The 22704-nt window shown below is 64.9% G+C and carries 28 protein-coding genes; 17 read left to right on the top strand and 11 right to left on the bottom strand.

Annotated features, from left to right (window positions below; translation table 11 throughout):
- Position 1: 1 nt before the first annotated feature.
- The 11 genes from V5F61_RS00885 to flgF form a co-directional block, all read right to left on the bottom strand.
- On the bottom strand, positions 2 to 757 hold the full coding sequence (locus tag V5F61_RS00885; protein WP_393986990.1) for a flagellar biosynthetic protein FliR: 756 nt from the start codon (positions 755 to 757) through the stop codon (positions 2 to 4).
- Positions 754 to 2838, bottom strand: a complete 2085-nt coding sequence (gene flhA, locus V5F61_RS00880; RefSeq protein ID WP_393986989.1) for a flagellar biosynthesis protein FlhA — start codon at positions 2836 to 2838, stop codon at positions 754 to 756. The genes V5F61_RS00885 and flhA overlap by 4 nt, the downstream gene beginning before the upstream one ends.
- 130 nt (positions 2839 to 2968) lie before the next feature.
- A complete protein-coding gene (gene fliQ / locus V5F61_RS00875) occupies positions 2969 to 3235 on the bottom strand; it encodes a flagellar biosynthesis protein FliQ (RefSeq protein WP_393986988.1) in 267 nt (88 codons plus the stop codon).
- Complete coding sequence (flgD, locus tag V5F61_RS00870; RefSeq protein WP_393986987.1) at positions 3232 to 3645, bottom strand: flagellar hook assembly protein FlgD; 414 nt, start codon at positions 3643 to 3645, stop codon at positions 3232 to 3234. Before flgD ends, fliQ begins: the two co-directional genes overlap by 4 nt.
- 54 nt (positions 3646 to 3699) lie before the next feature.
- Entirely contained in the window at positions 3700 to 4107 is a 408-nt protein-coding gene (flbT, locus tag V5F61_RS00865; RefSeq protein ID WP_393987123.1) for a flagellar biosynthesis repressor FlbT, read from the bottom strand.
- An 8-nt stretch (positions 4108 to 4115) separates the two neighbouring features.
- Positions 4116 to 4463 (bottom strand): flagellar biosynthesis regulator FlaF, encoded by a 348-nt coding sequence (gene flaF, locus V5F61_RS00860; protein WP_393986986.1) that lies wholly within the window; start codon positions 4461 to 4463, stop codon positions 4116 to 4118.
- Between the two features lie 20 nt (positions 4464 to 4483).
- Positions 4484 to 5533: a flagellar hook-associated family protein gene (locus V5F61_RS00855; protein ID WP_393986985.1), complete on the bottom strand. Its 1050-nt coding sequence runs from the start codon at positions 5531 to 5533 to the stop codon at positions 4484 to 4486.
- A 5-nt stretch (positions 5534 to 5538) separates the two neighbouring features.
- Positions 5539 to 6993: a flagellar hook-associated protein FlgK gene (flgK, locus tag V5F61_RS00850; protein ID WP_393986984.1), complete on the bottom strand. Its 1455-nt coding sequence runs from the start codon at positions 6991 to 6993 to the stop codon at positions 5539 to 5541.
- A 25-nt stretch (positions 6994 to 7018) separates the two neighbouring features.
- The gene (locus tag V5F61_RS00845) at positions 7019 to 8215 is read right to left on the bottom strand and encodes a flagellar hook protein FlgE (RefSeq protein WP_393986983.1); all 1197 of its coding nucleotides are present in this window, start codon (positions 8213 to 8215) and stop codon (positions 7019 to 7021) included.
- An 87-nt stretch (positions 8216 to 8302) separates the two neighbouring features.
- Positions 8303 to 9625 (bottom strand): flagellar protein export ATPase FliI, encoded by a 1323-nt coding sequence (fliI, locus tag V5F61_RS00840; protein ID WP_393986982.1) that lies wholly within the window; start codon positions 9623 to 9625, stop codon positions 8303 to 8305.
- Between the two features lie 33 nt (positions 9626 to 9658).
- The gene (flgF, locus tag V5F61_RS00835) at positions 9659 to 10384 is read right to left on the bottom strand and encodes a flagellar basal-body rod protein FlgF (protein ID WP_393986981.1); all 726 of its coding nucleotides are present in this window, start codon (positions 10382 to 10384) and stop codon (positions 9659 to 9661) included.
- Between the two features lie 198 nt (positions 10385 to 10582).
- On the opposite strand from flgF, the gene motA reads away from it, so the two are divergent.
- The 17 genes from motA to fliP all read left to right on the top strand — a co-directional run bounded on the left by motA (position 10583) and on the right by fliP (position 22516).
- Positions 10583 to 11473 carry a flagellar motor stator protein MotA gene (gene motA / locus V5F61_RS00830; protein ID WP_393986980.1) on the top strand — a complete coding sequence of 297 codons (891 nt, stop codon included), beginning with the start codon at positions 10583 to 10585 and terminating at the stop codon, positions 11471 to 11473.
- 4 nt (positions 11474 to 11477) lie between these two features.
- On the top strand, positions 11478 to 12404 hold the full coding sequence (locus tag V5F61_RS00825) for a flagellar motor switch protein FliM (protein ID WP_393986979.1): 927 nt from the start codon (positions 11478 to 11480) through the stop codon (positions 12402 to 12404).
- Entirely contained in the window at positions 12385 to 12684 is a 300-nt protein-coding gene (locus V5F61_RS00820) for a hypothetical protein (protein ID WP_393986978.1), read from the top strand. Before V5F61_RS00825 ends, V5F61_RS00820 begins: the two co-directional genes overlap by 20 nt.
- Positions 12685 to 12714: 30 nt before the next feature.
- Positions 12715 to 13074: a flagellar motor switch protein FliN gene (fliN, locus tag V5F61_RS00815; RefSeq protein ID WP_393986977.1), complete on the top strand. Its 360-nt coding sequence runs from the start codon at positions 12715 to 12717 to the stop codon at positions 13072 to 13074.
- 23 nt (positions 13075 to 13097) lie between these two features.
- Entirely contained in the window at positions 13098 to 14120 is a 1023-nt protein-coding gene (locus V5F61_RS00810) for a flagellar motor switch protein FliG (protein ID WP_393986976.1), read from the top strand.
- A gap of 253 nt (positions 14121 to 14373) precedes the next feature.
- Positions 14374 to 15450, top strand: coding sequence for a flagellar biosynthesis protein FlhB (gene flhB, locus V5F61_RS00805; RefSeq protein ID WP_393986975.1), 1077 nt, complete (start codon positions 14374 to 14376; stop codon positions 15448 to 15450).
- A complete protein-coding gene (locus V5F61_RS00800; protein ID WP_393986974.1) occupies positions 15437 to 15892 on the top strand; it encodes a hypothetical protein in 456 nt (151 codons plus the stop codon). Before flhB ends, V5F61_RS00800 begins: the two co-directional genes overlap by 14 nt.
- Positions 15893 to 16025: 133 nt before the next feature.
- Positions 16026 to 16403, top strand: coding sequence for a flagellar basal body rod protein FlgB (flgB, locus tag V5F61_RS00795; RefSeq protein WP_393986973.1), 378 nt, complete (start codon positions 16026 to 16028; stop codon positions 16401 to 16403).
- Positions 16400 to 16825, top strand: a complete 426-nt coding sequence (gene flgC / locus V5F61_RS00790) for a flagellar basal body rod protein FlgC (protein WP_393986972.1) — start codon at positions 16400 to 16402, stop codon at positions 16823 to 16825. The genes flgB and flgC overlap by 4 nt, the downstream gene beginning before the upstream one ends.
- On the top strand, positions 16825 to 17166 hold the full coding sequence (locus V5F61_RS00785) for a flagellar hook-basal body complex protein FliE (protein ID WP_393986971.1): 342 nt from the start codon (positions 16825 to 16827) through the stop codon (positions 17164 to 17166). The genes flgC and V5F61_RS00785 overlap by 1 nt, the downstream gene beginning before the upstream one ends.
- Positions 17167 to 17184: 18 nt before the next feature.
- Positions 17185 to 17973, top strand: a complete 789-nt coding sequence (gene flgG / locus V5F61_RS00780) for a flagellar basal-body rod protein FlgG (protein WP_393986970.1) — start codon at positions 17185 to 17187, stop codon at positions 17971 to 17973.
- Positions 17973 to 18548, top strand: coding sequence for a flagellar basal body P-ring formation chaperone FlgA (gene flgA / locus V5F61_RS00775; RefSeq protein WP_393986969.1), 576 nt, complete (start codon positions 17973 to 17975; stop codon positions 18546 to 18548). The genes flgG and flgA overlap by 1 nt, the downstream gene beginning before the upstream one ends.
- Positions 18545 to 19657, top strand: coding sequence for a flagellar basal body P-ring protein FlgI (gene flgI / locus V5F61_RS00770; protein WP_393986968.1), 1113 nt, complete (start codon positions 18545 to 18547; stop codon positions 19655 to 19657). The genes flgA and flgI overlap by 4 nt, the downstream gene beginning before the upstream one ends.
- Before the next feature lie 278 nt (positions 19658 to 19935).
- On the top strand, positions 19936 to 20439 hold the full coding sequence (locus tag V5F61_RS00765) for a MotE family protein (RefSeq protein WP_393986967.1): 504 nt from the start codon (positions 19936 to 19938) through the stop codon (positions 20437 to 20439).
- Positions 20436 to 21155, top strand: coding sequence for a flagellar basal body L-ring protein FlgH (locus tag V5F61_RS00760; RefSeq protein WP_393986966.1), 720 nt, complete (start codon positions 20436 to 20438; stop codon positions 21153 to 21155). The genes V5F61_RS00765 and V5F61_RS00760 overlap by 4 nt, the downstream gene beginning before the upstream one ends.
- A 12-nt stretch (positions 21156 to 21167) precedes the next feature.
- Positions 21168 to 21662, top strand: coding sequence for a flagellar basal body-associated FliL family protein (locus V5F61_RS00755; protein WP_393986965.1), 495 nt, complete (start codon positions 21168 to 21170; stop codon positions 21660 to 21662).
- 62 nt (positions 21663 to 21724) lie between these two features.
- On the top strand, positions 21725 to 22516 hold the full coding sequence (gene fliP / locus V5F61_RS00750) for a flagellar type III secretion system pore protein FliP (protein WP_393987122.1): 792 nt from the start codon (positions 21725 to 21727) through the stop codon (positions 22514 to 22516).
- Positions 22517 to 22704: the final 188 nt, after the last annotated feature.

The following is a 22704-nucleotide window of genomic DNA, read 5'->3' as shown; positions in this document are numbered from 1 at the left end:
CTCACTGCGAGCGCAGCCATGTGCCGAATGCCATCATGAACAGCGTGAGCAGCTGCGATACGGTCATGTACAGCAGGAACAGCCCAGCGGCCGTGAGGAAGGGCGTGGCGATGAAGTAAACCGCAATCTGCGGCGTAAACTTGTTAACGAGCCCGATCGCGATGTTGATCCCGACTGAATAGAGCACGAACGGGCTGGCGATGCGAAGCGCCACCACGAAGCTCTGCGTGAACTGGTCCACCACGTTGGCCAGTGCCACGCCGAAACTGAACAGCTCGCCAGGCGGCAGCCGACGATAGCTTTCGAGCAACCCCCGCACCAGATCGAGGTGCAGGTCGGAGATAAAAAAGAGGGCGACAGCGCAGAACGTGAAAAACGTTGCGAGCGAGGGCAGCGAGTTGCCATCATCCACCGACATGCCCGCGATGCCCGCCACACCTACCGCCTGTGCAACGAAGTTCATCAGCGTCTCCAACGCCGCGATGTAGATGCGCACCAGGAAACCCAGCAACGCGCCCATGAGCAGCTCCGCGCAGATGGCCGCAAGAAGCCCTGCCACCGTGGCATGCGCTACCCTGGGCGCGACCGTGCCGTACATCACCGGCACGAACGCCAGACTGAGCGCGACCGCCAGGAAAAGGCGCACCTGGGAGGGCATGTTGCGGCCGCTGATGCCGGGCAGCATCATGAGGCAGGCGCCGATACGGCAGAAAACCAGCACGGCGACGAGCACCGCGAGGCTCGCTGCCTCATTCACGAGATGGTTCCGAGCGACTTGATCTCAACGCCGCGTGCGATCTCGACATGCGACAGAACCGGCAGCGCCGGGAACATGCGTTCCACGATCATGCGCACATAGGGCCGCGCATCCGGAGCCGTCACGAGCACGAAGGAGCCGCCGGCCTTCATACGCTCCCGAATGGCTGTGCCCGCCTCGGCTCCGAACTGTTCCACCAGCCGCGGGTCGATGTCGAACTCCACCACCTCGCCCTTGGCATCGCGCTTGAGGCTCTGGTGGAAAGCGAGATCCCACTTGCTGCCGAGGCGCAACACGCTCAGCACGCCGTTCTCCGAAAGGTCGCCGCAGATCTGTTGCGCCATGCGCATGCGCACATGCTCGGCCACCTGCTCGGATCGCCGTGCATGGGGCACGATCTCCGCGATCGCTTCCAGGATGAGGTTGAGATTGCGGATGGAAACGCGCTCCGCCAACAAAAGCTTCAACACCGCCTGCAGGCCGGAAGACGAGATCTGCGAGGGGCAGATGTCATCGATGAGCTTCTTGTACTCCGGGTCGAGCCGGTCCAGCAGCCCACGCATGTCCTTGTAGGAGAGAAGCTGCGGCAGGTTGTTGGCGATCACCTCCGACAAATGGGTGAGGATGACCGTAAGGTTGTCCACCGGCGTGAAACCCTCGCGCTTCACCTCCGCACCATAAGCCTCCGCGACCCACACGGCCTTCATGCCGAAGGCCGGCTCGCGCACCTCCTCGCCCGGCACGTCGGGTTTTGGCCCGTCGCCCACCACCACCAGGGATTCGCCGATGCGCATCTCCTGCGCCGCCACCACCGTGCCGTGGATCTTGATCTGGTAGCCCTTGGTGGATACCTGGAGGCTCTCGCTCATGCGGATCTCCGGCACCACGAAGCCGTAGCGTACCGCAAACTTGCGCCGCATCTTGCCGATGCGGTTGGTGAGCTCGGTTGGCGTGCGCAGCACCTGGCCGGCGAGCTGCTTGCCCACGCATACCTCGATCTCCGGGGTACGCAGGCTCTCCTTCACGGATTCGCGCGCCTCCCGCTCCTTTTGCTGGCGCTCCGCCTCCGCCTTCTCCGCCTCGATGGCCTGCTTCTTGGCAAGCTGCTTCGGGATGGAATAGCCCACGAAAGCCATGATGCCGCCCAGCAGCGCGAACGGCAGCAGTGGCAGGCCGGGCACCACCGCCATGCAGAACATGAGGCCCGCCGCCACGAACAGCGCGCGAGGATAAGCCCCGAGCTGGCCGAGCACCGCCGCCTCTGCGCGCCCGCGCGTGCCCCCCTTCGACACCAGCAGGCCCGCCGAGAGCGAGACGATCAGTGCCGGAATCTGCGCCACGAGGCCGTCGCCAACGGACAGGCGCGTGAAAATGTTGGCCGCATCCCCGATGGGCATGCCATGGCGCGTGACGCCGATGATGATGCCACCGAAGATGTTGACGGCGATGATGATGAGGCTCGCCACCGCCTCACCGCGCACGAACTTCGATGCGCCGTCCATGGAGCCGAAGAAGGCGCTTTCCTCTTCCAGTTCAGCGCGACGGCGCTGGGCCTCCCGGTCGTCGATGAGGCCTGCGTTGAGGTCGGCGTCGATGGCCATCTGCTTGCCGGGGATGGCATCGAGGGTGAAGCGCGCGCCCACCTCGGCGATACGGGTCGCGCCCTTGGTGATGACGAGGAAGTTCACCGTGATGAGGATGGTGAACACCACGATGCCGATGACGAAGTCACCGCTCATGACAAGCTGAGAGAAGCCCGCGATGATATTCCCCGCCGCGTGCACGCCGTCACTGCCATGGGACAGAATGAGGCGCGTAGTGGCCACACCAAGGCCGAGACGCAGCATCGTCGCGATCAGCAGAACCGTAGGGAAAGCCGAGAATTCCAGCGGCTTCGTGATCCACAGCGCAACCATGAGAATAAGCACGGACAGCGCGATCGACATGGCGAGGCCGATGTCGATGAGCACCGGCGGAATCGGCAGGAACAGCACGCCGAGGATCGCCACGATCCCCATGGCAAACCCGATATCGCGACGAGACCGGACCTCCGTAGCATTTGAAGCGGGGATATCGGCCATGCGATCAAGCTCCGCCCGGCACCGGGGCCTCTGGAACACCCTTGCGCGAGATAAGCACCTGTTCGCGCCGGCGAAGAAAAATCAAACGCAAAACCCAGCCTACGAGCGATCCGGACCAAAGCCCTAACCGCTAGTAGCCGGTCGCGATACGCGCATAGACCTCCTCGGTGAAGGCCATGATGTGCGACCCCATGAAAGACGCCGTGAGCGCCGCCACCGCCAACACCGCCAAAATCTTCGGAATGAACGTCAACGTCATTTCCTGGATTTGCGTCAATGCCTGGAACAGCGCCACGAACAGCCCGACCGCCATCGCAACCGCCACGGACGGCCCGGCGGCAACCAGCACCGTCCAGATGGCACTATTGACGAGGTCAAGCGCGTCCGCTTCGTTCACGATCCGCTCAGCTTCACGCCGGACTCGATGGTCACGGTCTTGCCGCTGCTTAGCGTCGCCACCACCCCGTCACTGGTGATCTGCACCGAGGACACAGTCCCCGACACAGTCCCGTCGGCTGAAGTGAGGGTCTTGCCGATGGCCGAATCCGCCGTCTGCAAGGCCGAAGCTGTGAACATCGCGTCAAGCTTGCTGTTGGTCGTGATCTGCTGCTCCACCTGCGAAAAGGAGGCAAGCTGCGACAGATAAGCCGTCGAATCCATGGGATTCGTCGGGTCCTGGTTCTGAAGCTGCGCCACGAGAAGCTTCAGAAAGGCGTTATAGTCCACCGTTGTCGCAGACGCCGCCGACGACGAACCCGTCGTGGAGGAAGTGCTCGTCGTGCTGGTGGTGCTCGAGACAGTGGTCATAGCGACATCCTTCCCACCGCTGCATGTGAACGATGAAGATCGCGCGGGATCATCTCAGGCCACTTCGTATTGCGCCGTGGCCGCCCCGCCGATGATGGCATCTTCCAGCTCGAACAGCTGGCGCAGCTGACGCAGAACCTCAAAGCAGCGGTCTTCGCGAAGGAGCCCATCCACCGCTTTCAGGTGCGCCAGCATCTCTTGATTGGAATAAGCGAGCATCACCGCCGTGAGGTGGTTCACTGCCAGACGCCGAGCCTCCTCCGCGCTCACAGGACTCATCAGCACGGACTGAACGATATAGTAGAGCTGCCGCAGCGGCGTCGTCGTGTCCTGCTCCTGCATCACATGGCCTTCCATGAGGAACACCGCGTCATTCAGAAGCTCCAGCGTGACCTTGCGGTCCGCACAGAACACTGCGCCATTGAGATAGATCCGCTCGCCGGCCTTCAACGAGATATGCATCGGCTTGTTCATTTCAGCCCGTCCCTGATGGTGCGGTTGACATCGATCAGAAGGGAAACGTCCCTCGACGGATCAACAAGGATCCGATCCGCCTCCTGAATAATCCAGAGACCGAGTGACGCGAGATTAACCCTCAACGCCTGCGGCAACTCGTTCTGGGAATCCGCGAGATCGGCGATGAAGAAGCGCCAAAGCTTCTGCATGTCGAGCAGAGCTGAGCGCAGTTCCGGCGCGTTTGGCGTGCCGGCCTTCGCCTGAAGCACCATGTCGATCGCCTGATCGAACGCCATGCGTTCGCGGTCTCGTCCAGCGGTTCCGGCCTCGTCGAGGATTTCCGCATAAGCAAATTTGTACATGGCGACCCTCTTGCGTGGGATCAAACGTAATTGAGAAGGGACAGCTGCATCAGCTTCGCGGTTGTTGAATAAGACATCTGCAGCTGCGTCGTCATATTGTCGAGCCTGGTCTTGGCCTCGGCTGTATCGACACCTTCCAGCGAGGTAATCTTCGACTCCACGAGCGTATTCGCGCTCGAAAGCACTTCATTCGACTGGGAAATACGACTCTGCGTAACACCCAGGCTGGCGCTCTCTGCGGTGATCTGAGATATCGCCGCGCCGGTCAGGGTAGTTGCCTTGCCGATGACCGCCTGCTGCGTCTCCGCTGCCATGCCGGTCAGCCCTAGCTTCGACACCATGGTAAGCGCCATGGTGAGGTTGCGGACGGCATCGGTGTTCGTCGTCGTGGAAATGTTCGCCCGCTGGGTGGTGGACACCTGACTGGTCAGCGGCTGATCGGAGGCATTCGACCACGTCGCGCCCCATGCGGGATCCGCGAACAGATCCGCGAATGCCCCATCCAGGAACGTATTCATCTGATCGGCTGTGATGTTGGCGACGGCGGGATCCGAGGCAGGATCAGTCGGATTCAGGCCGAACGCGGTGGCGAAAGCCGACTTAACCGCCGCCTCCGGCCCGCTATCGTACGACACCATCGGCGCGACTGAGCTGTTCGTACCCGCGAACAGGTACCGCTGACCATCGGATGTATTCAAATTATCGATCAAAGTCGACAGAGCACCTTCCGCCTGCGAAGCCACGCTCTTCGTGTCTCCGCTTGAAGACGTAGCGGTAATGAGATCCTGCAAAAAGCTGTTGCTGTTGGTCAGCACCTGCGACAGCACCGTCTGCGACCCCTTCACGACGGTGGAGGAGAAGGTGTTGCTCTTCTGCTGCGCCTCGATGGCTGCCTTTGTGGCGTAGAGCGAAACGCTTTGACCCGTCTTGAGGCCGAGAGTCAGCCCCACGTCCGCGTGGCGGCCGGTGGCAACTTCCGTCGTGGTCTTCGAAATCTCGCCCTGAAGACGCGACATGGTGCTCAGCGCGCTCGTCGTCCAGGACAAGGTGGAGATGTAGGAGCTCTTCATCGGCGTCACCCAATCACACTGAACAACTGATTATAGAGATTGTCCACCACGCCGATCAGCTTCGACGACGCAGTGTAGCTACGCTCCAATTCGAGTTGAAGCGCATACTCGTTGTCGAGGTTGACACCGGTGGCCGACGAAAGGGCGGTCGAAGTCTGCGAAAGAACCGCGCTCTGCGCATCAAGCTTGGTAGAGGTCGCCGAACGCTGGCCTTCAAGCCAACTCACGGAACCCGATGCGAAAGCCGCGAGGGACGTGTCACTCTGAAGCTGTGTGCTCGCCGCGTAGGTTCGCGGTGCGGCCAGATTGCTCACGAGGCTGCTCAGGCGTGTGGCGTAGCTGGCCTCGGAATTGGTGTTGTAGACGTAAGCAGCGCCGTTCATACCGCCGTCGCGCAGCGCAAACACCGACCCCCCTTCGCTGGGGATGGCTGCCGCGTTCACCATGATGCGCCCGGCGACACCGGAACCGGTGCTGGCGCCAGTCACCACGGTGAAAAGGCCATTCAGCGCCGGCTGGCCGCCGCCGGTCTGGTCCGTTTCCTTGAAGGCGTCGACAAGCCCCTCCGCCACCGCATCGAGCTGGGACTGATAGGTGACGGCGACGTCGTCGCGCAGCGTGGCATAACCGACGATGGCACCCGACTTCAGCGCCATCGAGGTGCTGGCGCCGGGCCCCGCCACCGCGACACCGTCCACGTAGACCGCATTGCCGGAGGTCGAGGGGTCGAATGAGGGCGTGGCCGAGAAGCTCACCGTCCGCGCCGACTTGTCGAACAGAGTGACGCCGCTGTCGGTATAGATGGCTACGTCGTTGTTGGCGCGGGTGAGGGTAGAGATCCCCATCTCCTGCGACAGCTGCGCGAGGATGGCATCGCGCTCGTCGAGGGAGCCGGTCACATCCGCGCCGGTGGCGGTGCCCTTCACCACGGCATCGTTTGCAACCTGGAACTTCGTCAGCAGCTCGTTCACGTGGGCGACCGAGGTGGCGATGCCGGTGTCGGCATCCGCACGCACCTGCTGAACGGTGACCGTCGCGTCATTGAGGGACTGCGCGAGATCCTGCGCCGCGCTCACCGCAGCACCGGCGAGCGCCTGATCGTCAGGCGCATTCGCCGAGGCCGACAGCGCGGTGGAGAAGGCGCCAAGAAGAGCCGCCGGCGACGATTCGCTCTGCGTATCGCCAACGGTCTCGTGCAACGCCGTGAGGCCGTCGTTGATGGCCGAAAGCTGGGCGCTCGACGAGGTCGACGACAGCATCCGGTCGAACAAAGCAGAATCGGAGGCCCGCGTGATGTTCACCACCCGCGTGCTGCCGTCGCTCGCGGTCGTGACGACAGCGATCTTCCTGGACGCGGAAGTGTTGTCCGCCGCGGCGATGTTGGTCGCCGACACCGACAGCCGCGTGGACGTCGTCTGGAGCGACGTCCGGGCGGTATTGAAGGCGGTGCTCAAGCTCATGACGGACCCCCGAAAACTTCTTCGATCAACGCTTGAGGTTCATGAGCACATCGAGAAGCTCAGCGCCAGTCTGGAACACCTTGGAGTTCGCCGTATAGTCGCGCTGCGCCACGATCATGGTGGTCAGCTCGTTGGCGGTGTCCACGGTCGAATTCTCGGTCGCGCCAGAAATCACCGACCCCTGCCCGTTCTCCTCCGCACTGGCGATCTGCAGGGCGCCGGACTTGGTGTTGGTGGTGTAGGCGTTGCCGGTGAGCGGCGTAAGGTTGTTCGGGCTCGAGACATAGCCGAGCGGGATGGTGAAGATCGCGAACTTGTCGCCATTGGCGTTCACCGCATAGACGGTGCCATCGGTATCGATGGACACGTCAGAGAGCACCGAGGCCGGGGTGCCGTCCTCCGTATTCGTGAGAATCGTGAAGCCCATGTCCTTCTGCGTCATGCCAGACAGGTCGAGCGACATGGTCGTGGTGACGGTCGGGTCCTGCGAATTCACCACAGGAATCGACAGCGTCGCCGGAGTGGTGGTCAGATTACCGGAGCTGTCGAACTGAAGGGTGGCGGTGGTCGTGGTCACGTCGCCACTCACGGTCACCGTCCACTCGCCGGTGTTGGCCGTCTTCTGGAAGGAAAGGTTGACCGTCCGCTCCGAGCCGACCGCGTCATAGACAGTCTTCGACACCACATAGGGGTCGGTGGTGCTGGTGGCCGAAATCGGCAGGTTGGCGGAGAACACGCCGGTCGTGGTCGCCGCGGCGGTGACGGTCGCGTTGTTGATGTTCACCGGCACGAGCGCGGCGGTACCGCCAGCACCGGTGCTCGGCACCGGATAGCCCATGAGGGTGTAGCCCGCCCCGTTCACCAGATTGCCCGTGGACGCGTCCTTCCGGAAGTCGCCAGCACGCGTCATGGCGATCTGGCCCGAGGTATCCGTGACCAGGAAGAAGCCGTTGCCCTGGATGGCGAGGTCGGTGTTGCTCTTGCCCACGTAGTCGAGCGCGCCCCGCGCGTCGATGGCATAGCGAACCGTGGTCTTCACCGAGCCGGACTGGTAATCGCCGCTGCCAGCCTGCGACTGGAGCATGACCGAGGAGAACTCGGCGTCGGCCGCCTTGTAGCCGGTTGTGCTCGCGTTGGCGATGTTGTCGCCGACCGTGCTGAGGAGATTCGACTGCGCGCCCATGCCGGACACGCTGGTGCGCATCATACCGTAAAGGCTCATTTCGCTAGGCTCCCGAGGGCAGCGGCCGCGTCAGGCGACCCATGTTGAGACATTTGACTCGAAATGGCTTGTGCGAGGCTGCCGGAATCATGCCCGCAGCGCCGCGGCCAGATCTGCGAACGGGTCGCGGCTCGGCTGCCCGCCCGGCCCCTGCCGCAGCGCATCGTAGATGCGGGGCACGGCCGCGATGGACTGGTCCAGATCCGGGTCGCTGCCGGCCTGGTAGCCACCCATGAGCCTCAGGTCGCGCGTGTCCTCGAAGCGGGCAATCATGGCCCGCAGCCGCCGCACCAGTTCCTGCTCGCCCTCGTTCCAGACCAGGCCCGACAGGCGCGAGATGGAGCGCAAAACGTTGATGGCAGGGAAACGCCCCTGGTCTGCAATCGCCCGGTCGAGCACGATGTGGCCATCAAGGGTGCCGCGGATAGCATCGGCCACCGGGTCGTTGTGGTCGTCGCCATCCACCAGCACCGAGAACACGCCAGTGATGGAGCCAGTACCCTCCTCACCCGGCCCGGCCCGCTCCAGCAGCTTTGGCAGGGTGGAAAACACGCTCGGCGCATAGCCGCGGGCCACCGCTGGCTCGCCCGCCGCCAGCGCCACGTCGCGCGCGGCATGGGCATAGCGAGTTACCGAATCGACGATCAGCAGCACGCTTTCGCCGGCATCGCGAAAATGCTCGGCCACCGCCAGCGCCGCCTGTGGCGCCATGCGCCGCATCATCGGGCTCTCGTCGGAGGTGGAGACCACCACGACCGAGCGATCCTTGTTGGGCGCCAGGGGGCCTTCGAGGAACTCGCGCACCTCGCGCCCGCGCTCGCCCACCAGCGCCACCACCACCGTATCGAAACCGGTGCAGCCCGCCAGCATGGAGAGCAGAGTGGATTTGCCGACGCCGGAGCCGGCGAAGATGCCCATGCGCTGGCCCTGGCACAGGGGCGTGAAGATATCCACGGCGCGCACTCCGGTGCGCAGCGGCTTCTCCACCCGCGCCCGCGCCATCGCCGGCGGCGGATCCCGATCCAGCGGCATGGCCTGCGGCCCGCGCGGCAAAGGCCCGCGCCCATCCAGCGGCTGGCCGAGCGCGTTCATGACACGTCCGCGCCATTGCGCACTGGGGTAAAGCATGAGCGGACCCACGCGATAGGCCCGCTCGCCCAGCCCCACCTGCATATTGCCGTCGTATGGCTTCACCACGGCCGCCGAGCCGTCGATGCGCACCACCTCGCCGAGCCGCATCGCGCCATCGCTCTCGACCCCAACGCGCTCTCCCAGCCGCAGCACGTGGGAAAGGCCGGACACCTCGAAATGAGTCGGCGTTACCTGGCGCACCACGCCACCCACGCGCACGGGCGGGCACTCCTCCCGCCCCGCCTCCACTGCAGCAGCAAGCTGCTCAAGCGCGTTCATGCCTCGGTGCCCCATGCAAGACGCCGCGCCAAATCAGCTCGACGGACCCAGCTGCCTGATGGCGCTGGTGGTGAGATCCTCGTTCTGGGAGACGGCATTGGCCGCCTGCTCGAAAGCGCGCTGCAAGGTAATGAGACGGGTCATCTCCATCACCGGATCCACGTTGGCACCCTCCACATAGCCCTGGAGCACCTTGTTGCGGGTGAAGTCCTGGATCAGGGCCGGCGGCATGTCGGTGGTCATGGTGGAGCCGTCATAGCGCGTCAGGTTGGCGCCCGTGGGCATGGAATAGATGCCGACTCGCCCGGCCACCTGCCCATTCTGGTAGATGGAACCATCCGCCCCCACCCGCACCGCGCCGCCGTTGGGATCGACCATCAGCGGCGCGCCGCCGGCATCGAGCATGGCGCGCCCGCTCATGGTCTGCAGGGCGCCATCGGCGGTCATGCGCAGCCGGCCGTCGCGTGTGTAGCCAACCCCGGCATCGGTCCGCACCGCGAACCAGCCGCCACCGTCGACCGCGAGGTCCAGCGGGTTGCCCGTCTGCGAGATCGCGCCGGGCCGCAGGGAGGTGAAGGTCTCGCCCTCGGACACGTAGGAGGTCTTGTCCGCGGTCGTCTGCGAGAGCAATTCCGCAAAGCGCACCTGCTCGGCCCGGTACCCCGGCGTGTTCATGTTGGCAAGATTGTTGGCCACGGTAGCGAGACGCTTGTCCGCAGCCATTTGCGCCGACAGGGCCACGTAGAGATTCGACGACACGTCAGCTCCCGAGCTTGTCCGGTGGGGATTGGCGGGGATACGCCTCCGCTAGGCAAACTATGCACAGCCGAGGCTTGCGCGAGCCTGCCCCGCCCCGGCCGCTCTCACACCTGTGACCCGGCGCCGACTTCAGCCTCGCGCAATCCTGCTGACCTAATTGAGTGAGGATACCCCTCTCCCCGGACGGAGGACGGCGCCTTGGTGGTCATCATCGGAATCATTCTCGGCCTCGGCGCCACGTTCGGGGGCTTCGTGGCCATGGGCGGCCACATGAGCGTGGTGTGGCAGCCGTTCGAATACCTGATCATCGGCGGCATCGCGTTCTCCACTTTCATCATCGCGAACCCCCTGCCGGTCATCAAGGACACCGGGGCGGCGATCATGCAGGCGGCCACCGGGGTGGCGCCCAAGCGCAAGGATTTCCTCGCCCTCCTCAGCCTGCTCTATGCGCTGATGCGCGACATGCGGCAGAAGCCTCGCAACGAGGTGGAGGCGCACATCGACGATCCGCAGAACTCCCCGCTGTTCGGGCAGTTCCCCACCATCCTGAAGGACAAGGAACTGACGCAGTACATCTGCGACTACGCGCGCCTGATCCTCATCGGCAACGCAAAGTCCCATGAGATCGAGGGCCTGATGGAGCAGGAGATCTCCACCATCAGGAAGCACAAGACCAAGCCCTCCAGCGCCATGGGCACGGTGGCCGAGGCGCTTCCGGCGCTCGGCATCTGCGCGGCGGTGCTCGGCATCGTGAAGGCCATGGGCGCGATCGACCAGTCGCCGGAGGTGCTCGGCCATTACATCGGCTCGGCCCTCATCGGCACCTTCCTCGGCATCTATTCCTCGTATGCCATCATCGGGCCGCTCGCCGCCAAGATTAAGACCACGCGCGAGAAGCAGTGCCAGCCCTTCATCATCGTCAAGCAGACGCTGATCGCCTTCATGAACGGCGCGCTCCCGCCCATCGCCCTGGAGCATGGCCGCAAGACCATCGCGGCGGCCGAGCGCCCCACCATCGACGAGGTGGAGAGCGAGGCCATCCATTCGTCGCCGGCGGGCTCCGGCGCTCCCGTGCAGCAGGCCGCTTGATCCCATGCATAGCCACAAGCACCAAGATATTCGCGACATGCTGCTGGACGCGGCCGGGCTCTCGCTCGACCGCCTGCCCATGCTGCATGTCCTGTTCGACCGCATGGCCACCGCCTGCGCGGACGGGCTGCGCCAGTTCGCGGCCTCCCAGGCCTATTATTCGTTCCTCAGCATCGAGAACGGCCGCATCGGCGAAGTGCTGGAAGCCTACGAGGGCATGGCCATCGCCGGCATTTTCCGCGCGCCCTCGTGGGACAGCCAGCTCATCGTCGGCTTCGACCGCGACTTCATCTTCACCATGGTCGAGGTGCTGTTCGGCTCCGATGGCTCCGAGCCGCCGGTGGAAGACGAGCGCAGCTTCACCAACATCGAGGGCCGCGTGGCCCAGCTGCTGTTCGAGCAGATGGCGAAGGCGCTGCGGGCCTCGTTCGCGCTGGTCAGCGATACCTCGTTCCAGTTCGAGCGCCAGGAAACGCGCATGGACTTCGCGGTGATCGGCCGGCGCAACAACCTCGCCGTGGTGGCGAAGTTCCTGCTTCAAGCCCTCAACCGCGGCGGCGAGATGTTCGTCATCATCCCACAGTCGGCGCTGACGCCGCTGCGCCGCGCGCTGGCCCACACCACCGTGACCGAATCCAGCAACCGCGATCCCCAGTGGGCGCAGAAGATCCGCCAGGAGATCAACCGCACCGAGGTCAAGCTGCGCGCCATCCTGGAGGAGCGCGAGGTGACCCTCGGCGAGGTCGCGGAGTTCAAGGTCGGGCAGGTCATCAAGCTGAACGCCACGCCATCGAGTCGGGTGAAGCTCGAAAGCGCGGCCCAGCCTCTTTTCTGGTGCCGCCTCGGCCAGGCGGACGGCGCTTATGTCGTCCGCGTCGAGGAACAGATCAGCCAGAATCAGGACTTCATCGATGATATCCTCCCCCGTTGATATCCTCCTGCTCGCCGCGCTGCTCGCCACCACCGTCTGCGTGGTGACCCTCTATCGCCGCCTGTCGCGTCTCGACCGGCTGAACGCCGACTATGGCCGCGCGCTGGCGGATGCCGCGCAGGCGCTCACGGCCGCCCGCGACTCGCTGCAGACCTTCAGCACCGACGGGCGCGAAGTGCTCTCCCAGTTGGCCAAGCGCATCGATGATGCCCATGGCGTCATCGCCGAGCTCGACGCCCGCACGGGCGACGCCGGTGACACCAAGATGCAGCAGCGCTGATATCCCTTTCCTCCTGCTCCAGAGGACGCCATGCCCGACTCCGATAACAAGACTGACGCCGCCCTCGACGAAGCGCTCCTTTCCCCCGCCCAGGGCGCGGCCGAAGGGGATGAGACCCTCGGCAGCACCCGCGGCCTTGAGGCCGTGAAGCGCATTCCCGTTCAGCTGCAGGTGGTTCTCGGCTCGGCCAGCATGCCGGTTGCGAGCCTGCTGAAGCTGGGCCGCGGTGCGGTCGTGCCCCTCGACCACCGGGTGGGCGAGCCCGTGGACGTGGTGGTGAACGGCCGCATCATCGCGCGCGGCGAGGTAATGGTGGTGGAGGACGACAGCTCGCGCTTCGGCGTTTCCCTGACAGAGATCGTCGGCCCTGGCGGCAATGACGAAGCCTGACGAAGCCTGACGGAGACACGCCGATGGCGACGCCGAACCAGGGCAAGTCGCGCCCCCTGCACGGGACCGAGAAGGTCGCCGCGGTGCTCATGACCATGGGCCCGCCGACGGCGAACCGTCTGCTGAAGCATTTCGACCCTGACGAGATCAAGCTCATCACCCGGTCGATGGCGCAGCTGAAGTCGGTCAACCCGGCGCAGATCGAAGCCGTCGTCGAGGATTTCGCGACGCAGTTCGCCAGTGGCGCCAGCCTCATCGGCACGGCGTCCGACGTGGAGCGGCTGCTCACGGGCGTGCTGCCACCGGAGCAGATCGCCGACATTATGGCCGAGCTGCTCGGCACGGCGAACCACTCCATCTGGGAGCGCATCTCGACAGTGTCGGAGAGCATCCTCGCCTCCTACATCGCTAAGGAACATCCGCAGACGGCGGCGCTGATGCTTTCGAAGGTGCGGCCCGCCTGCGCCGCCAAGGTGCTGAGCTTCCTGCCCGAGGAGCGGCGCAACGGCATCCTGCGCCGCATGCTCACCTTCAAGCCCATCGTCGATGCCACCATGCAGGTGATCGAGCGGACGGTGTACGAGGATTTCATGATGAACTTCTCGCGCAACGCCGGCGCCGACCCGCACGCCCGCATGGCCGACATCATCAACAAGATGGACCGCGACGACATGGAGACGGTGCTCACCAGCCTCGCCTCCACACGGCCGAAGTCGGCGGAGATCCTGAAGGGGCTCCTCTTCACCTTCGACGACATCATCAAGCTCACCCCGCGTGCCCGCACCTCGCTGTTCGACCAGGTGCCCACCGACAAGCTGGTGCTGGCGCTGAAGGGCACCGATCCGGACTTCCGCGAGATGATCCTTCAATCTCTCGGCGGCCGTATCCGGCGCATGGTGGAGCAGGAAATGGCAAGCGGCGAGCCGGTTCCGGCGCGCGAGGTCACCGAGGCGCGGCGCACCATCACCGATCTCGCCCTCGACATGGCCGGGCGCGGCGAGATCGAGCTCAACAGCGACAGCGACGAGGATTCCTACGTACGCTGACCTATTTTCGAGGGGGCGCGCATCCGCCCGCCCCTTCAGGGACTGCCGCGGGGTGTCCTTGGGCACCGGCCGGAACACGGAGCTGCGCGGCGCATCTGGTTGTCCAGGGGGAGGATCCACGCGTACCGGCGCGCAGAATGCGCTCCGGGGTTTTCCAGAAACGCGGTCTTTTCACGCGAAGCGGTATCGCCTGCGCGTGAACGCGCTCTAGTTCAGAAGAAGACGCGCCAGCGCGTCGGCGGGATGGGGGGTCATGGCAGAGGACCAGGACAAGGAGAGTAAAACCGAGGAGGCATCGGAGAAGAAGATCTCCGATGCCGTGGAGAAGGGCAATGTTCCCTTCTCCCGCGAGGCGACGCTGTTCGCCTCGCTGCTCGGTATTCTCGCCTGCCTCGCCTTCTTCGTGGCCGCGCCCAGCCGCCTGCTCACGGAGGATCTGGCGCGCCTGATCGACGATCCCGGCGGCTTCCGCCTCGAGCACGGCAGCGATGCCATAGAGCTGCTTTGGGACACGCTGTTGGTCGCCGGACGCTTCCTGACGCCGATGATCATCATCCTCGCCATCGCCGGTATCGTGGCGTCGGCGTTCCAGAACGTGCCGTCACTGGTGCTGGAACGCATCTCGCCAAAGTGGGATCGGGTTTCGCCCGCCTCCGGTTTCAAGCGGCTGATGGGCATCCAGGGGCAGATCGATTTCGGCAAGTCTCTGTTCAAGCTGCTGGCGGTGGGATTCGTGGCGGGGCTGGTGCTCTATTGGGAAGAGCACCGGGTGGTGGACGCCATGCTGACGGACCCGCTGCGGCTGCCCTCCGCGGTGCTGGAGCTGGCCATGCGGCTGGTGTCGGCGGTGTGCGTAGCCACCATCGTCCTCGTGGGCGCCGACTTGGTCTGGTCGCGCTTTCACTGGAAGGCCGAGCTGCGCATGACCAAGCAGGAAGTGAAGGACGAGGTCAAGCAGTCGGAAGGCGATCCGATGGTGAAGGCGCGCATGCGCTCCATCCAGCGGCAGCGCGCCCGCCAGCGGATGATGGGAGCCGTGCCGAAAGCAACGGTTGTCATCGCCAATCCGACCCATTACGCCATTGCACTGAAGTATGATCGCGATCTCGGCGGCGCCCCCTTCGTGGTGGCGAAGGGGCTCGACCTCGTGGCCCTGAAGATCAGGGAGATCGCACAGCAGCACGCCATTCCGGTCGTCGAGGACCGGGCGCTGGCCCGTGCCATGTATGATGCAGTCGAAGTCGATCAGTGGATCCCGCGTGAGTTCTACCGCCCGGTAGCCCAGGTTCTTCACTTCATTTATTCGAAGCGCCCCAATGGTTCCAAATAGCTGCCAACACATCCTGGCCCTGAACACCCGCCCCGAACTGGAGGCGCAGGCCTTCGAGTGCGTGCTGGCCATGGCACTGCGGGGGGTCGTTGCCGAGCTGTTCTTCACCGAGGCGGGCCTGCTCATCGGCTACATCAATGCCGGCCAGGCCAACAACATCGAGGACATCGTGGCGTCCTCGGCAGAGCGCACGCTGAAGCCGGGCGCCCTGCGCTACGGCCGCCATGCCCTCACCCATTCCGACTGGGGGCGCCCGCCGACCGTGAGCATGGACCTCGAGTTCCACCACACGACCCTGTCGGTCTATTTCAAGCTGGTATTCGACGCGACATCGGTGGGGGTTTCCATCGACAGCATCGACTTTCGGGTGCCCCACGCCAGCCACGACGAGGGCATCGAGCTGCTGCGTGCCGCGCTCGAGGATTCCCGAGCCGCACCGTAGGCGGTTCCCATCAGCCTCAAGCAAGCCTCGCTCTGTAGAAGGAGAAGAAGAATTCGCGGTACTCGCCCCGCTTAGGGGTGCCGCGGAGATTATCAACGTTGATCGCACCGGGAGTCGTTCCGCGGAGATCGCCATGCAGCCTCTCTACTTGTTCGGCCTCGCATCTCGTCATTCGCAGTGGGCGTCCGTGCGCCAGACGGCCATCGCCGGCAACATCGCGAATGCAAATACCCCCGGCTACAAGGCGGTGGACACCGCCGCGTTCGACGCCGTGATGAACCAGACCAGCCTCAACATGGCGCGCACGTCTGAGAGCCATCTCAGCACCCCTGCGGCGGAGGTGACGACCCGCACCCGCGATGCCAAGGACGGCTGGGGCATCAATGCTTCCGGCAATTCCGTGAGCATCGAGCAGGAAATGCTGAAGGCTAACGAGGTGAACAGCGCCTATACGCTCGACACCAGCATCGTCAAATCCTTCAACCGCATGATTCTGACGAGCCTGAAATGAACACCATCGATCCCCTGAAGGCGGTCACGCGCATCGCCAGCTCCGGGCTCGAAGCCCAGTCGACCCGCATGCGGATCGTCGCGGAGAATCTCGCGAACGCGAACTCCACGGGCTCTACGCCCGGCGAGCAGCCCTATTCGCGCAAGACCGTCCAGTTCTCGGCAGAACTTGACCGCGCCCTCGGCTCCTCTCGCGTGAAAGTGAGGAACACGGGTGTCGACAAAGCACCGTTCCGCACGGAATACGAGCCTGGAAATCCCGCCGCTGACGAGAAGGGCTGGGTGCTGAAGCCCAATGTGAATCCTCTCGTCGAGATGGCCGACATGCGTGAGGCGAGCCGCAGCTACGAGGCCAACCTCCAGATGATCAAGCAAGCCCGGTCCATGGTGGCCATGACCATCGACCTTCTGAGGACGTCGTGATGATCAATTCCCTCAACCTTTCCACGACGAGCACTTCGACTTCAGGCCTTTCGCTGAGCCGCACCAATACGCGGATGGAGACCACGCAGACCGGCGCTGTCGCCGGAGCGCAGAATGTGGAACCCACCGATTTCTCCAGCATGCTCGCCCGCATGTCCTCGGACGCGGTGGACACGCTGAAGGCCGGCGAGGCGACCTCCATCTCCGGCATCAACGGCCGCGCTTCCGTGCAGCAGGTGGTGGAGGCGGTGATGAACGCGGAGCAGACCCTGCAGACCGCGATCTCGGTGCGCGACAAGGTGGTCGCCGCCTATCAAGAAATCAGCCGCATGACCATCTGACGACTCGGGGGAGCCATCATGAGAGCCCTAGCCATCGCCGCCACCGGCATGTCGGCCCAGCAGACCAACGTCGAGGTGATCGCCAACAATATCGCGAACATCTCCACCACCGGCTTCAAGCGCGCCCGCGCGGAATTCACCGACCTGCTCTACCAGGCCGAGCGCGCCCGTGGCGTGCCGAACCAGGACGGTGCTGAACCGGTGCCGGAAGGCGCGCTGGTCGGCCTCGGCGTGCGCACCATCGGCATCCGGAACCTGCACATGCAGGGCGAGCTGTCCCAGACCTCCAACCCGCTCGACGTGGCCATCAACGGGCACGGCTGGTTCGAGATCACGAGCCCGACCGGCGAGACGCTCTACACCCGTGCGGGCAGCTTCAACCGCAGCGCCACCGGCCAGCTGGTGACCGCCAATGGCTATACCGTCAATCCGGCCATGACGCTCCCCACCAACGCCAGCTCCATCGTCATCAACGAATCCGGCCAAGTCTACGCGCAGATCTCCAACCAGACCGCGCCGCAGCTTCTCGGCCAGCTCCAGCTCGCCACCTTCGCCAATGACGCGGGTCTAGAGCCGTTGGGCGACAACCTCTATCGCGAGACGCCCGCCTCCGGTCAGCCGGTGGAAGGTGTAGCGGGCGACGTGGGCTTCGGCGCCATCGTCCAGGGCTACCTCGAAAGCTCGAACGTGGACCCGGTGAAGGAAATCACCAACCTCATCCAGGCGCAGCGCGCCTACGAGATGAACTCCAAGGTGATCCAGGCGGCCGACGAAATGTCGAAGATCGTCTCCACGGGCCTGCGCTGATGCGTGGGCGGCTCGCTCTTCTCGCCTGCCTCGGCCTTGCGCTGGCGCTTTCGCTCGGCGCCTTGCCCGCCCGAGCGCAGAGCATCTCCGCGCTCGCGGCCCAGGCGGAGGCGGAGCGCGCGCCCGTGGAGCACACCGCCCCCGCGCCGGCCAAGGCGCCTGTGCCGGAGGCCCCTGCGGATCTCAACCTCACCCTGCCCGTGCCGAATGTCACCCTCTATCCGGGCGATGCGCTGAACACGGCCGTGCTCACAGAGCGGCCGGCGCCGCGCAACGTGATCGAGAGCGGCATGTACGCCCCTCGCGCCGAGGCGGTGGCGGGCAAGGTGGCGCGGCGGGTGCTGCCGGCCGGTGTGCCCATTCCCATGAGCGCCGTCACCGACGCGGTCATGGTGACAAAGGGTGTCACCGCGCGTGTGGTGATGAGGGAGGGCGGCCTGCTGATCTCCGGCTATGCCATCCCCCTCGAATCGGGCTCTGCCGGCGCCATTGTCCGCCTCAAGAACATGGACAGCGGCCAGATCATCGTCGGCGAGGTTCAGGCCGACGGCTCCGTCAGGATCAAGATGAGATGACCAGCCTCCTGCGCTTCGCCGTTCTCATCCTCGTCGGCCTATGCGGCATCGGCACGCTGCCTGCTGCCGCGATGACGCGCATCAAGGACATCTCCTCGGTCCAGGGCGTGCGCGACAACCTGCTGGTGGGATACGGCCTCGTGATCGGCCTGCAGGGAAGCGGCGATACCCTGCGCAACTCACCCTTCACCGAGCAGGCCATGCAATCCATGCTCGACCGCATGGGCATCAACGTCCAGGGCATCGCACTGCGCGCGAAGAACGTGGCGGCTGTGGCTGTCACCGCCAACCTGCCGGCGTTCGCGGCGGTCGGCAGCCGCATTGACGTCACCATCGCCTCGCTTGGCGACGCCACATCGCTCCGCGGTGGTACCCTGCTCGTGACTCCCCTCAACGGCGCGGATGGCATCGTCTACGCTGTGGCGCAGGGCCAGCTGGTCTCGGGTATTCAGATCACCGGCCAGGCTGAAACCCTGAGCCAGGGCGTGCCCACCGCCGGCCGCATCGCCAACGGCGCGCTGGTGGAAAAGCAGGTGCCCGGCCGCCTCAGCGAGCTGCCCGAATTCTACCTCGATCTCACCAATCCCGATTTCCGCACCGCCGCCGCCATGGCCGACGTGATCAACGCCTATACCCAGGCCCGCTACGGCAAGCGTCTCGCGCGTGAAGTGGACCTGCGCACGGTGCTGGTGCAGCGCCCCTCGGGCGTGAACCCGGCGCGCTTCCTCGCGGAGGTCGGCGAGCTTCAGGTGGAGCCGGACACGCCGGCACGCGTGGTGGTGGACCAGCGCACGGGCACCGTGGTGATCGGCCGCAATGTGCAGATTTCAACCTTCGCGGTCACCCAGGGCAATCTCACGGTGCAGGTCACCGAGACGCCCGAGGTGTCCCAGCCCATGCCCTACAGCTTCGGCGAGACAGTGGTGGTGCCGCGCACCGACATTGCGGCCGAGGAAAGCGGCGGCCCGATCGGCATCGTCCGCGGCACCTCCCTGCAGTCTTTGGTCAACGGCCTGAACCGATTCGGGCTGAAGCCCACGGACATCATCTCCATCCTCCAGGCGGTGAAGACATCCGGCGCCCTGCAGGCGGAGCTGGTGTTCCAGTAACAAACCGTGATGTGCTCCGGCGCCGCGGCCCGCGCGGCCTGACCCTCGCCGAAGCGGATCGGCGGCCCATAGGTCAGCGTCGCGCAAGTCAGTCTTTCTAGAACCTGAGTCATCCGCTGCTCTGCCGCGCCGGCGAAGCGGCGCTCTCACCACGGAGGGAGTGCATGATGAACCTCACGCTGCCCACCCTGTTCACGGCCGTGGCGGCCCGCCGTTCGGGCGCCGCCGTGAGCCGGCGTGCGGCGCGGGTCGCGGGGCGAGGTGCGCCCCTTCTCGCCTTGGCCGCCCTGCTCGGCGCCGCCAACCCCGGCGAGGCCCAGGCCCAAAGTGCGCAGCCCCAAGGCGCGCAGCAGGCGGCCCCTGCGCAGGGCGCGCGCGACGATCAGGCCTCCCAGTATTGCCGCAACATCGCCGATGCCGCCGCCGACGCCCGCTTCGCGCGGCAGAAGGAAGCGCTGGCGACGATGGAAAAGGAGATCGAGGCGCGCATCGCCCAGCTCGAGGCGAAGCGCGCCGAGTATCAGGACTGGCTCCAGCGCCGCGAGGCGTTCCTGAAAAAAGCTGACGAATCGCTAGTGGCGGTGATTTCCCAGATGCGTCCTGACGCTGCCGCCGCGCAGATGGCGGCGATGAACGAGGACATGGCGGCTGCCCTGCTGTCCAAGCTGAATCCGCGGGTGGCGAGCGCCATCCTGAATGAGTTCGAGCCCGCGCGCGCCGCGCGCCTCACTTCCACCCTGGTCGGCCTGTCGCGCCGCGCGCAGGAAGGCCGGCCCGGATGAGACGCCTCGCATTGACCATCGGCACCGCGCTTCTCGTGGCCGGCTGCCAGACCGACCATGACAACCTCATCACCGGCCCCACCCTGAGCCCGCTTGGCTCCGGGCTCGAGACCAACCGCGAGCCGGTGCCGGTGACGTTCCAGCAGGCCCCCGTCCGCAGCTTCCGCTCCACCTGGGATCAGAACCGCTCCGGCAGCCTCTACCGCGACCTGCGTGCCTCGAAGGTCGGCGACGTGATCCGCGTGTCCATCGCCCTCGACGACAAGGCGCAGTTCGACAATGCGACCGATCGCTCGCGCAAGTCGAACAGTGATCTCAACTTCGATACCGGCCTCAGCCTTTCCGGTTTTGGACGCGGCGTGAACGCAGGCTCCGCCAACGGCAATTTCAACGTCAATTCCGACACGGAAACCAAGGGCAAAGGCACCATCGACCGGTCCGAGAAGCTGCGCCTCAGCATCGCGGCGGTGGTGACCGAAGTTCTGCCCGACGGCAACCTCATCATCAGCGGCTCGCAAGAGATCAAGGTGAATTACGAGGTTCGCGTGCTGAACATCGCCGGCATCGTGAACCCGCTCGACGTCTCCTCCGGAAACGTCATTCCCTACGACAAGATCGCCGAGGCCCGCATTTCCTACGGCGGCCGCGGCCGGCAGATGGACGTGCAGCAACCGGCCTGGGGTCAGCGTATCTACGACGTCGTCGCGCCCTGGTGAGGACCGCTTTCCATGGCCGATGAGGACAATGACGCCAACCCGCCGTCCGGCAAGCGCGGTCTCCTGATTGCGCTTGCCGTGTTGACGCTGATCGCAGCCGTCACCGGTGCGGGCATCGGCTTCCTGCTCGGAAACACCGTCGAGGCGTCGGTCAGCGCGCGCATGACCTCCCAGCCGGGCAGCAAAGATGCGGGTGCGCTGCACTACACCGGCGACCTCACCCTCAAGGAATTGAAGCCCGTGGTGGTGAACCTCGCGGCGCCCTCCTCCACCTTCGTACGCGTGGAAGCCGCGCTGGTCTTCAAGAACGGTGCTCTCGCCAATCCCGACGTGACGGCAGCGGAGGTGCGCGAGGACATCATGGCCTACATGCGCTCTCTGTCGCTCAGCCAGCTGGAGGGCCCGAGTGCGCTGCAGCACGTGCGAGAGGACCTCAACGACCGGGCGAACATCCGCTCCCAGGGCAAGATCAACGAGCTCGTGCTCGTGACCCTGGTGGTGCAGTGAACGTGCGGCAGCCGGCGTACGGCGGGCCACGGCGAAAGGGGACGCTCGCCGCCCTCGGCATCATGGCGCTTCTGGCGCTTCCGCTCGTCATCTGGAGCGCGCCGGCTCTCGCCCAGGCGTCATCCGGCAATGCGCTCCCGAGCCTTGATCAGCTCCTGCCCGAATACAGCGGCGGCACGGCTGCGCGCATCATCCAGATGGTGGCGCTGCTCACTGTGCTGTCGGTGGCGCCTGGGCTGCTGATCATGCTGACCAGCTTCACCCGCTTCATCATCGCCTTTTCCTTCCTGCGCTCGGGACTTGGACTTCCCTCCACCCCAGCGAATCTGGTGCTGATCTCCCTCTCCCTGTTCATGACCTTCTACGTTATGGCACCCACTTTCGACCGCGCTTGGCAGGAAGGGGTGGTTCCGCTCACCGAGAATCGCATCACTGAGCAGGAGGCCCTGGAGAAGATCTCGGACCCGTTCCGCGACTTCATGCTTGATCATGTGCGCGGCAAGGACCTGCAGCTATTCTCTGATATCGCCGTGCGCCAGAACATCATCACGCCGGCGCCGGCGCCCGTGAACGGTGGCGCCGCGCCCGGCGTGGGGACCGACCCGCAAAAGGTCTCCATGCGCATCCTCATTCCCGCCTTCGTGATTTCCGAACTGCGCCGTGGCTTCGAGATCGGCTTCCTCATCGTGCTGCCGTTTCTTGTCATCGATCTGGTCGTGGCCACGCTGGTGATGTCCATGGGCATGATGATGATGCCGCCTTCCGTCATCTCTCTGCCATTCAAGATCCTGTTTTTCATTCTTATCGACGGCTGGAACCTGCTGGTGAGCGGGCTCGTGCGGTCTTTCTTCTGAACGCGCCGCCAAGCCGGTCGTGGCCCTTGCCGCGCCTTTCCAGGGCGCGGCATTTTTGTTCCGAGGCACCGGCGAAGCTTGCTTCGCGCAAGCTTCGCGTGCTAGCTTTCAATCATGACAGGTTGAGTGGTTTGCTCCTGCGGACCAACGATCTCTGAGATCCAACCTCAAAGGCATGATGCCGCCCT

The sequence above is a fragment of the Xanthobacter sediminis genome (genome assembly GCF_043195015.1).
In the GTDB taxonomy this organism is placed as follows: Bacteria; Pseudomonadota; Alphaproteobacteria; order Rhizobiales; family Xanthobacteraceae; genus Xanthobacter.
Note: the sequence above shows the minus strand (reverse complement) of the source record. Positions and strands in the feature narration are given on the sequence as shown.

Bases quoted from the DNA above. Each gene is read 5' to 3' on its own strand.
- flhA (WP_393986989.1), bottom strand. From the start codon at position 2,838: ATGGCCGATATCCCCGCTTCAAATGCTACGGAGGTCCGGTCTCGTCGC.
- flgD (WP_393986987.1), bottom strand. From the start codon at position 3,645: ATGACCACTGTCTCGAGCACCACCAGCACGACGAGCACTTCCTCCACG.
- flbT (WP_393987123.1), bottom strand. From the start codon at position 4,107: ATGCATATCTCGTTGAAGGCCGGCGAGCGGATCTATCTCAATGGCGCA.
- flaF (WP_393986986.1), bottom strand. From the start codon at position 4,463: ATGTACAAATTTGCTTATGCGGAAATCCTCGACGAGGCCGGAACCGCT.
- V5F61_RS00855 (WP_393986985.1), bottom strand. From the start codon at position 5,533: ATGAAGAGCTCCTACATCTCCACCTTGTCCTGGACGACGAGCGCGCTG.
- flgK (WP_393986984.1), bottom strand. From the start codon at position 6,993: ATGAGCTTGAGCACCGCCTTCAATACCGCCCGGACGTCGCTCCAGACG.
- V5F61_RS00845 (WP_393986983.1), bottom strand. From the start codon at position 8,215: ATGAGCCTTTACGGTATGATGCGCACCAGCGTGTCCGGCATGGGCGCG.
- fliI (WP_393986982.1), bottom strand. From the start codon at position 9,625: ATGAACGCGCTTGAGCAGCTTGCTGCTGCAGTGGAGGCGGGGCGGGAG.
- V5F61_RS00825 (WP_393986979.1), top strand. From the start codon at position 11,478: ATGCATAGCCACAAGCACCAAGATATTCGCGACATGCTGCTGGACGCG.
- V5F61_RS00820 (WP_393986978.1), top strand. From the start codon at position 12,385: ATGATATCCTCCCCCGTTGATATCCTCCTGCTCGCCGCGCTGCTCGCC.
- fliN (WP_393986977.1), top strand. From the start codon at position 12,715: ATGCCCGACTCCGATAACAAGACTGACGCCGCCCTCGACGAAGCGCTC.
- V5F61_RS00810 (WP_393986976.1), top strand. From the start codon at position 13,098: ATGGCGACGCCGAACCAGGGCAAGTCGCGCCCCCTGCACGGGACCGAG.
- flhB (WP_393986975.1), top strand. From the start codon at position 14,374: ATGGCAGAGGACCAGGACAAGGAGAGTAAAACCGAGGAGGCATCGGAG.
- V5F61_RS00800 (WP_393986974.1), top strand. From the start codon at position 15,437: ATGGTTCCAAATAGCTGCCAACACATCCTGGCCCTGAACACCCGCCCC.
- flgB (WP_393986973.1), top strand. From the start codon at position 16,026: ATGCAGCCTCTCTACTTGTTCGGCCTCGCATCTCGTCATTCGCAGTGG.
- flgC (WP_393986972.1), top strand. From the start codon at position 16,400: ATGAACACCATCGATCCCCTGAAGGCGGTCACGCGCATCGCCAGCTCC.
- V5F61_RS00785 (WP_393986971.1), top strand. From the start codon at position 16,825: ATGATCAATTCCCTCAACCTTTCCACGACGAGCACTTCGACTTCAGGC.
- flgG (WP_393986970.1), top strand. From the start codon at position 17,185: ATGAGAGCCCTAGCCATCGCCGCCACCGGCATGTCGGCCCAGCAGACC.
- flgA (WP_393986969.1), top strand. From the start codon at position 17,973: ATGCGTGGGCGGCTCGCTCTTCTCGCCTGCCTCGGCCTTGCGCTGGCG.
- flgI (WP_393986968.1), top strand. From the start codon at position 18,545: ATGACCAGCCTCCTGCGCTTCGCCGTTCTCATCCTCGTCGGCCTATGC.
- V5F61_RS00760 (WP_393986966.1), top strand. From the start codon at position 20,436: ATGAGACGCCTCGCATTGACCATCGGCACCGCGCTTCTCGTGGCCGGC.
- V5F61_RS00755 (WP_393986965.1), top strand. From the start codon at position 21,168: ATGGCCGATGAGGACAATGACGCCAACCCGCCGTCCGGCAAGCGCGGT.
- fliP (WP_393987122.1), top strand. From the start codon at position 21,725: ATGGCGCTTCTGGCGCTTCCGCTCGTCATCTGGAGCGCGCCGGCTCTC.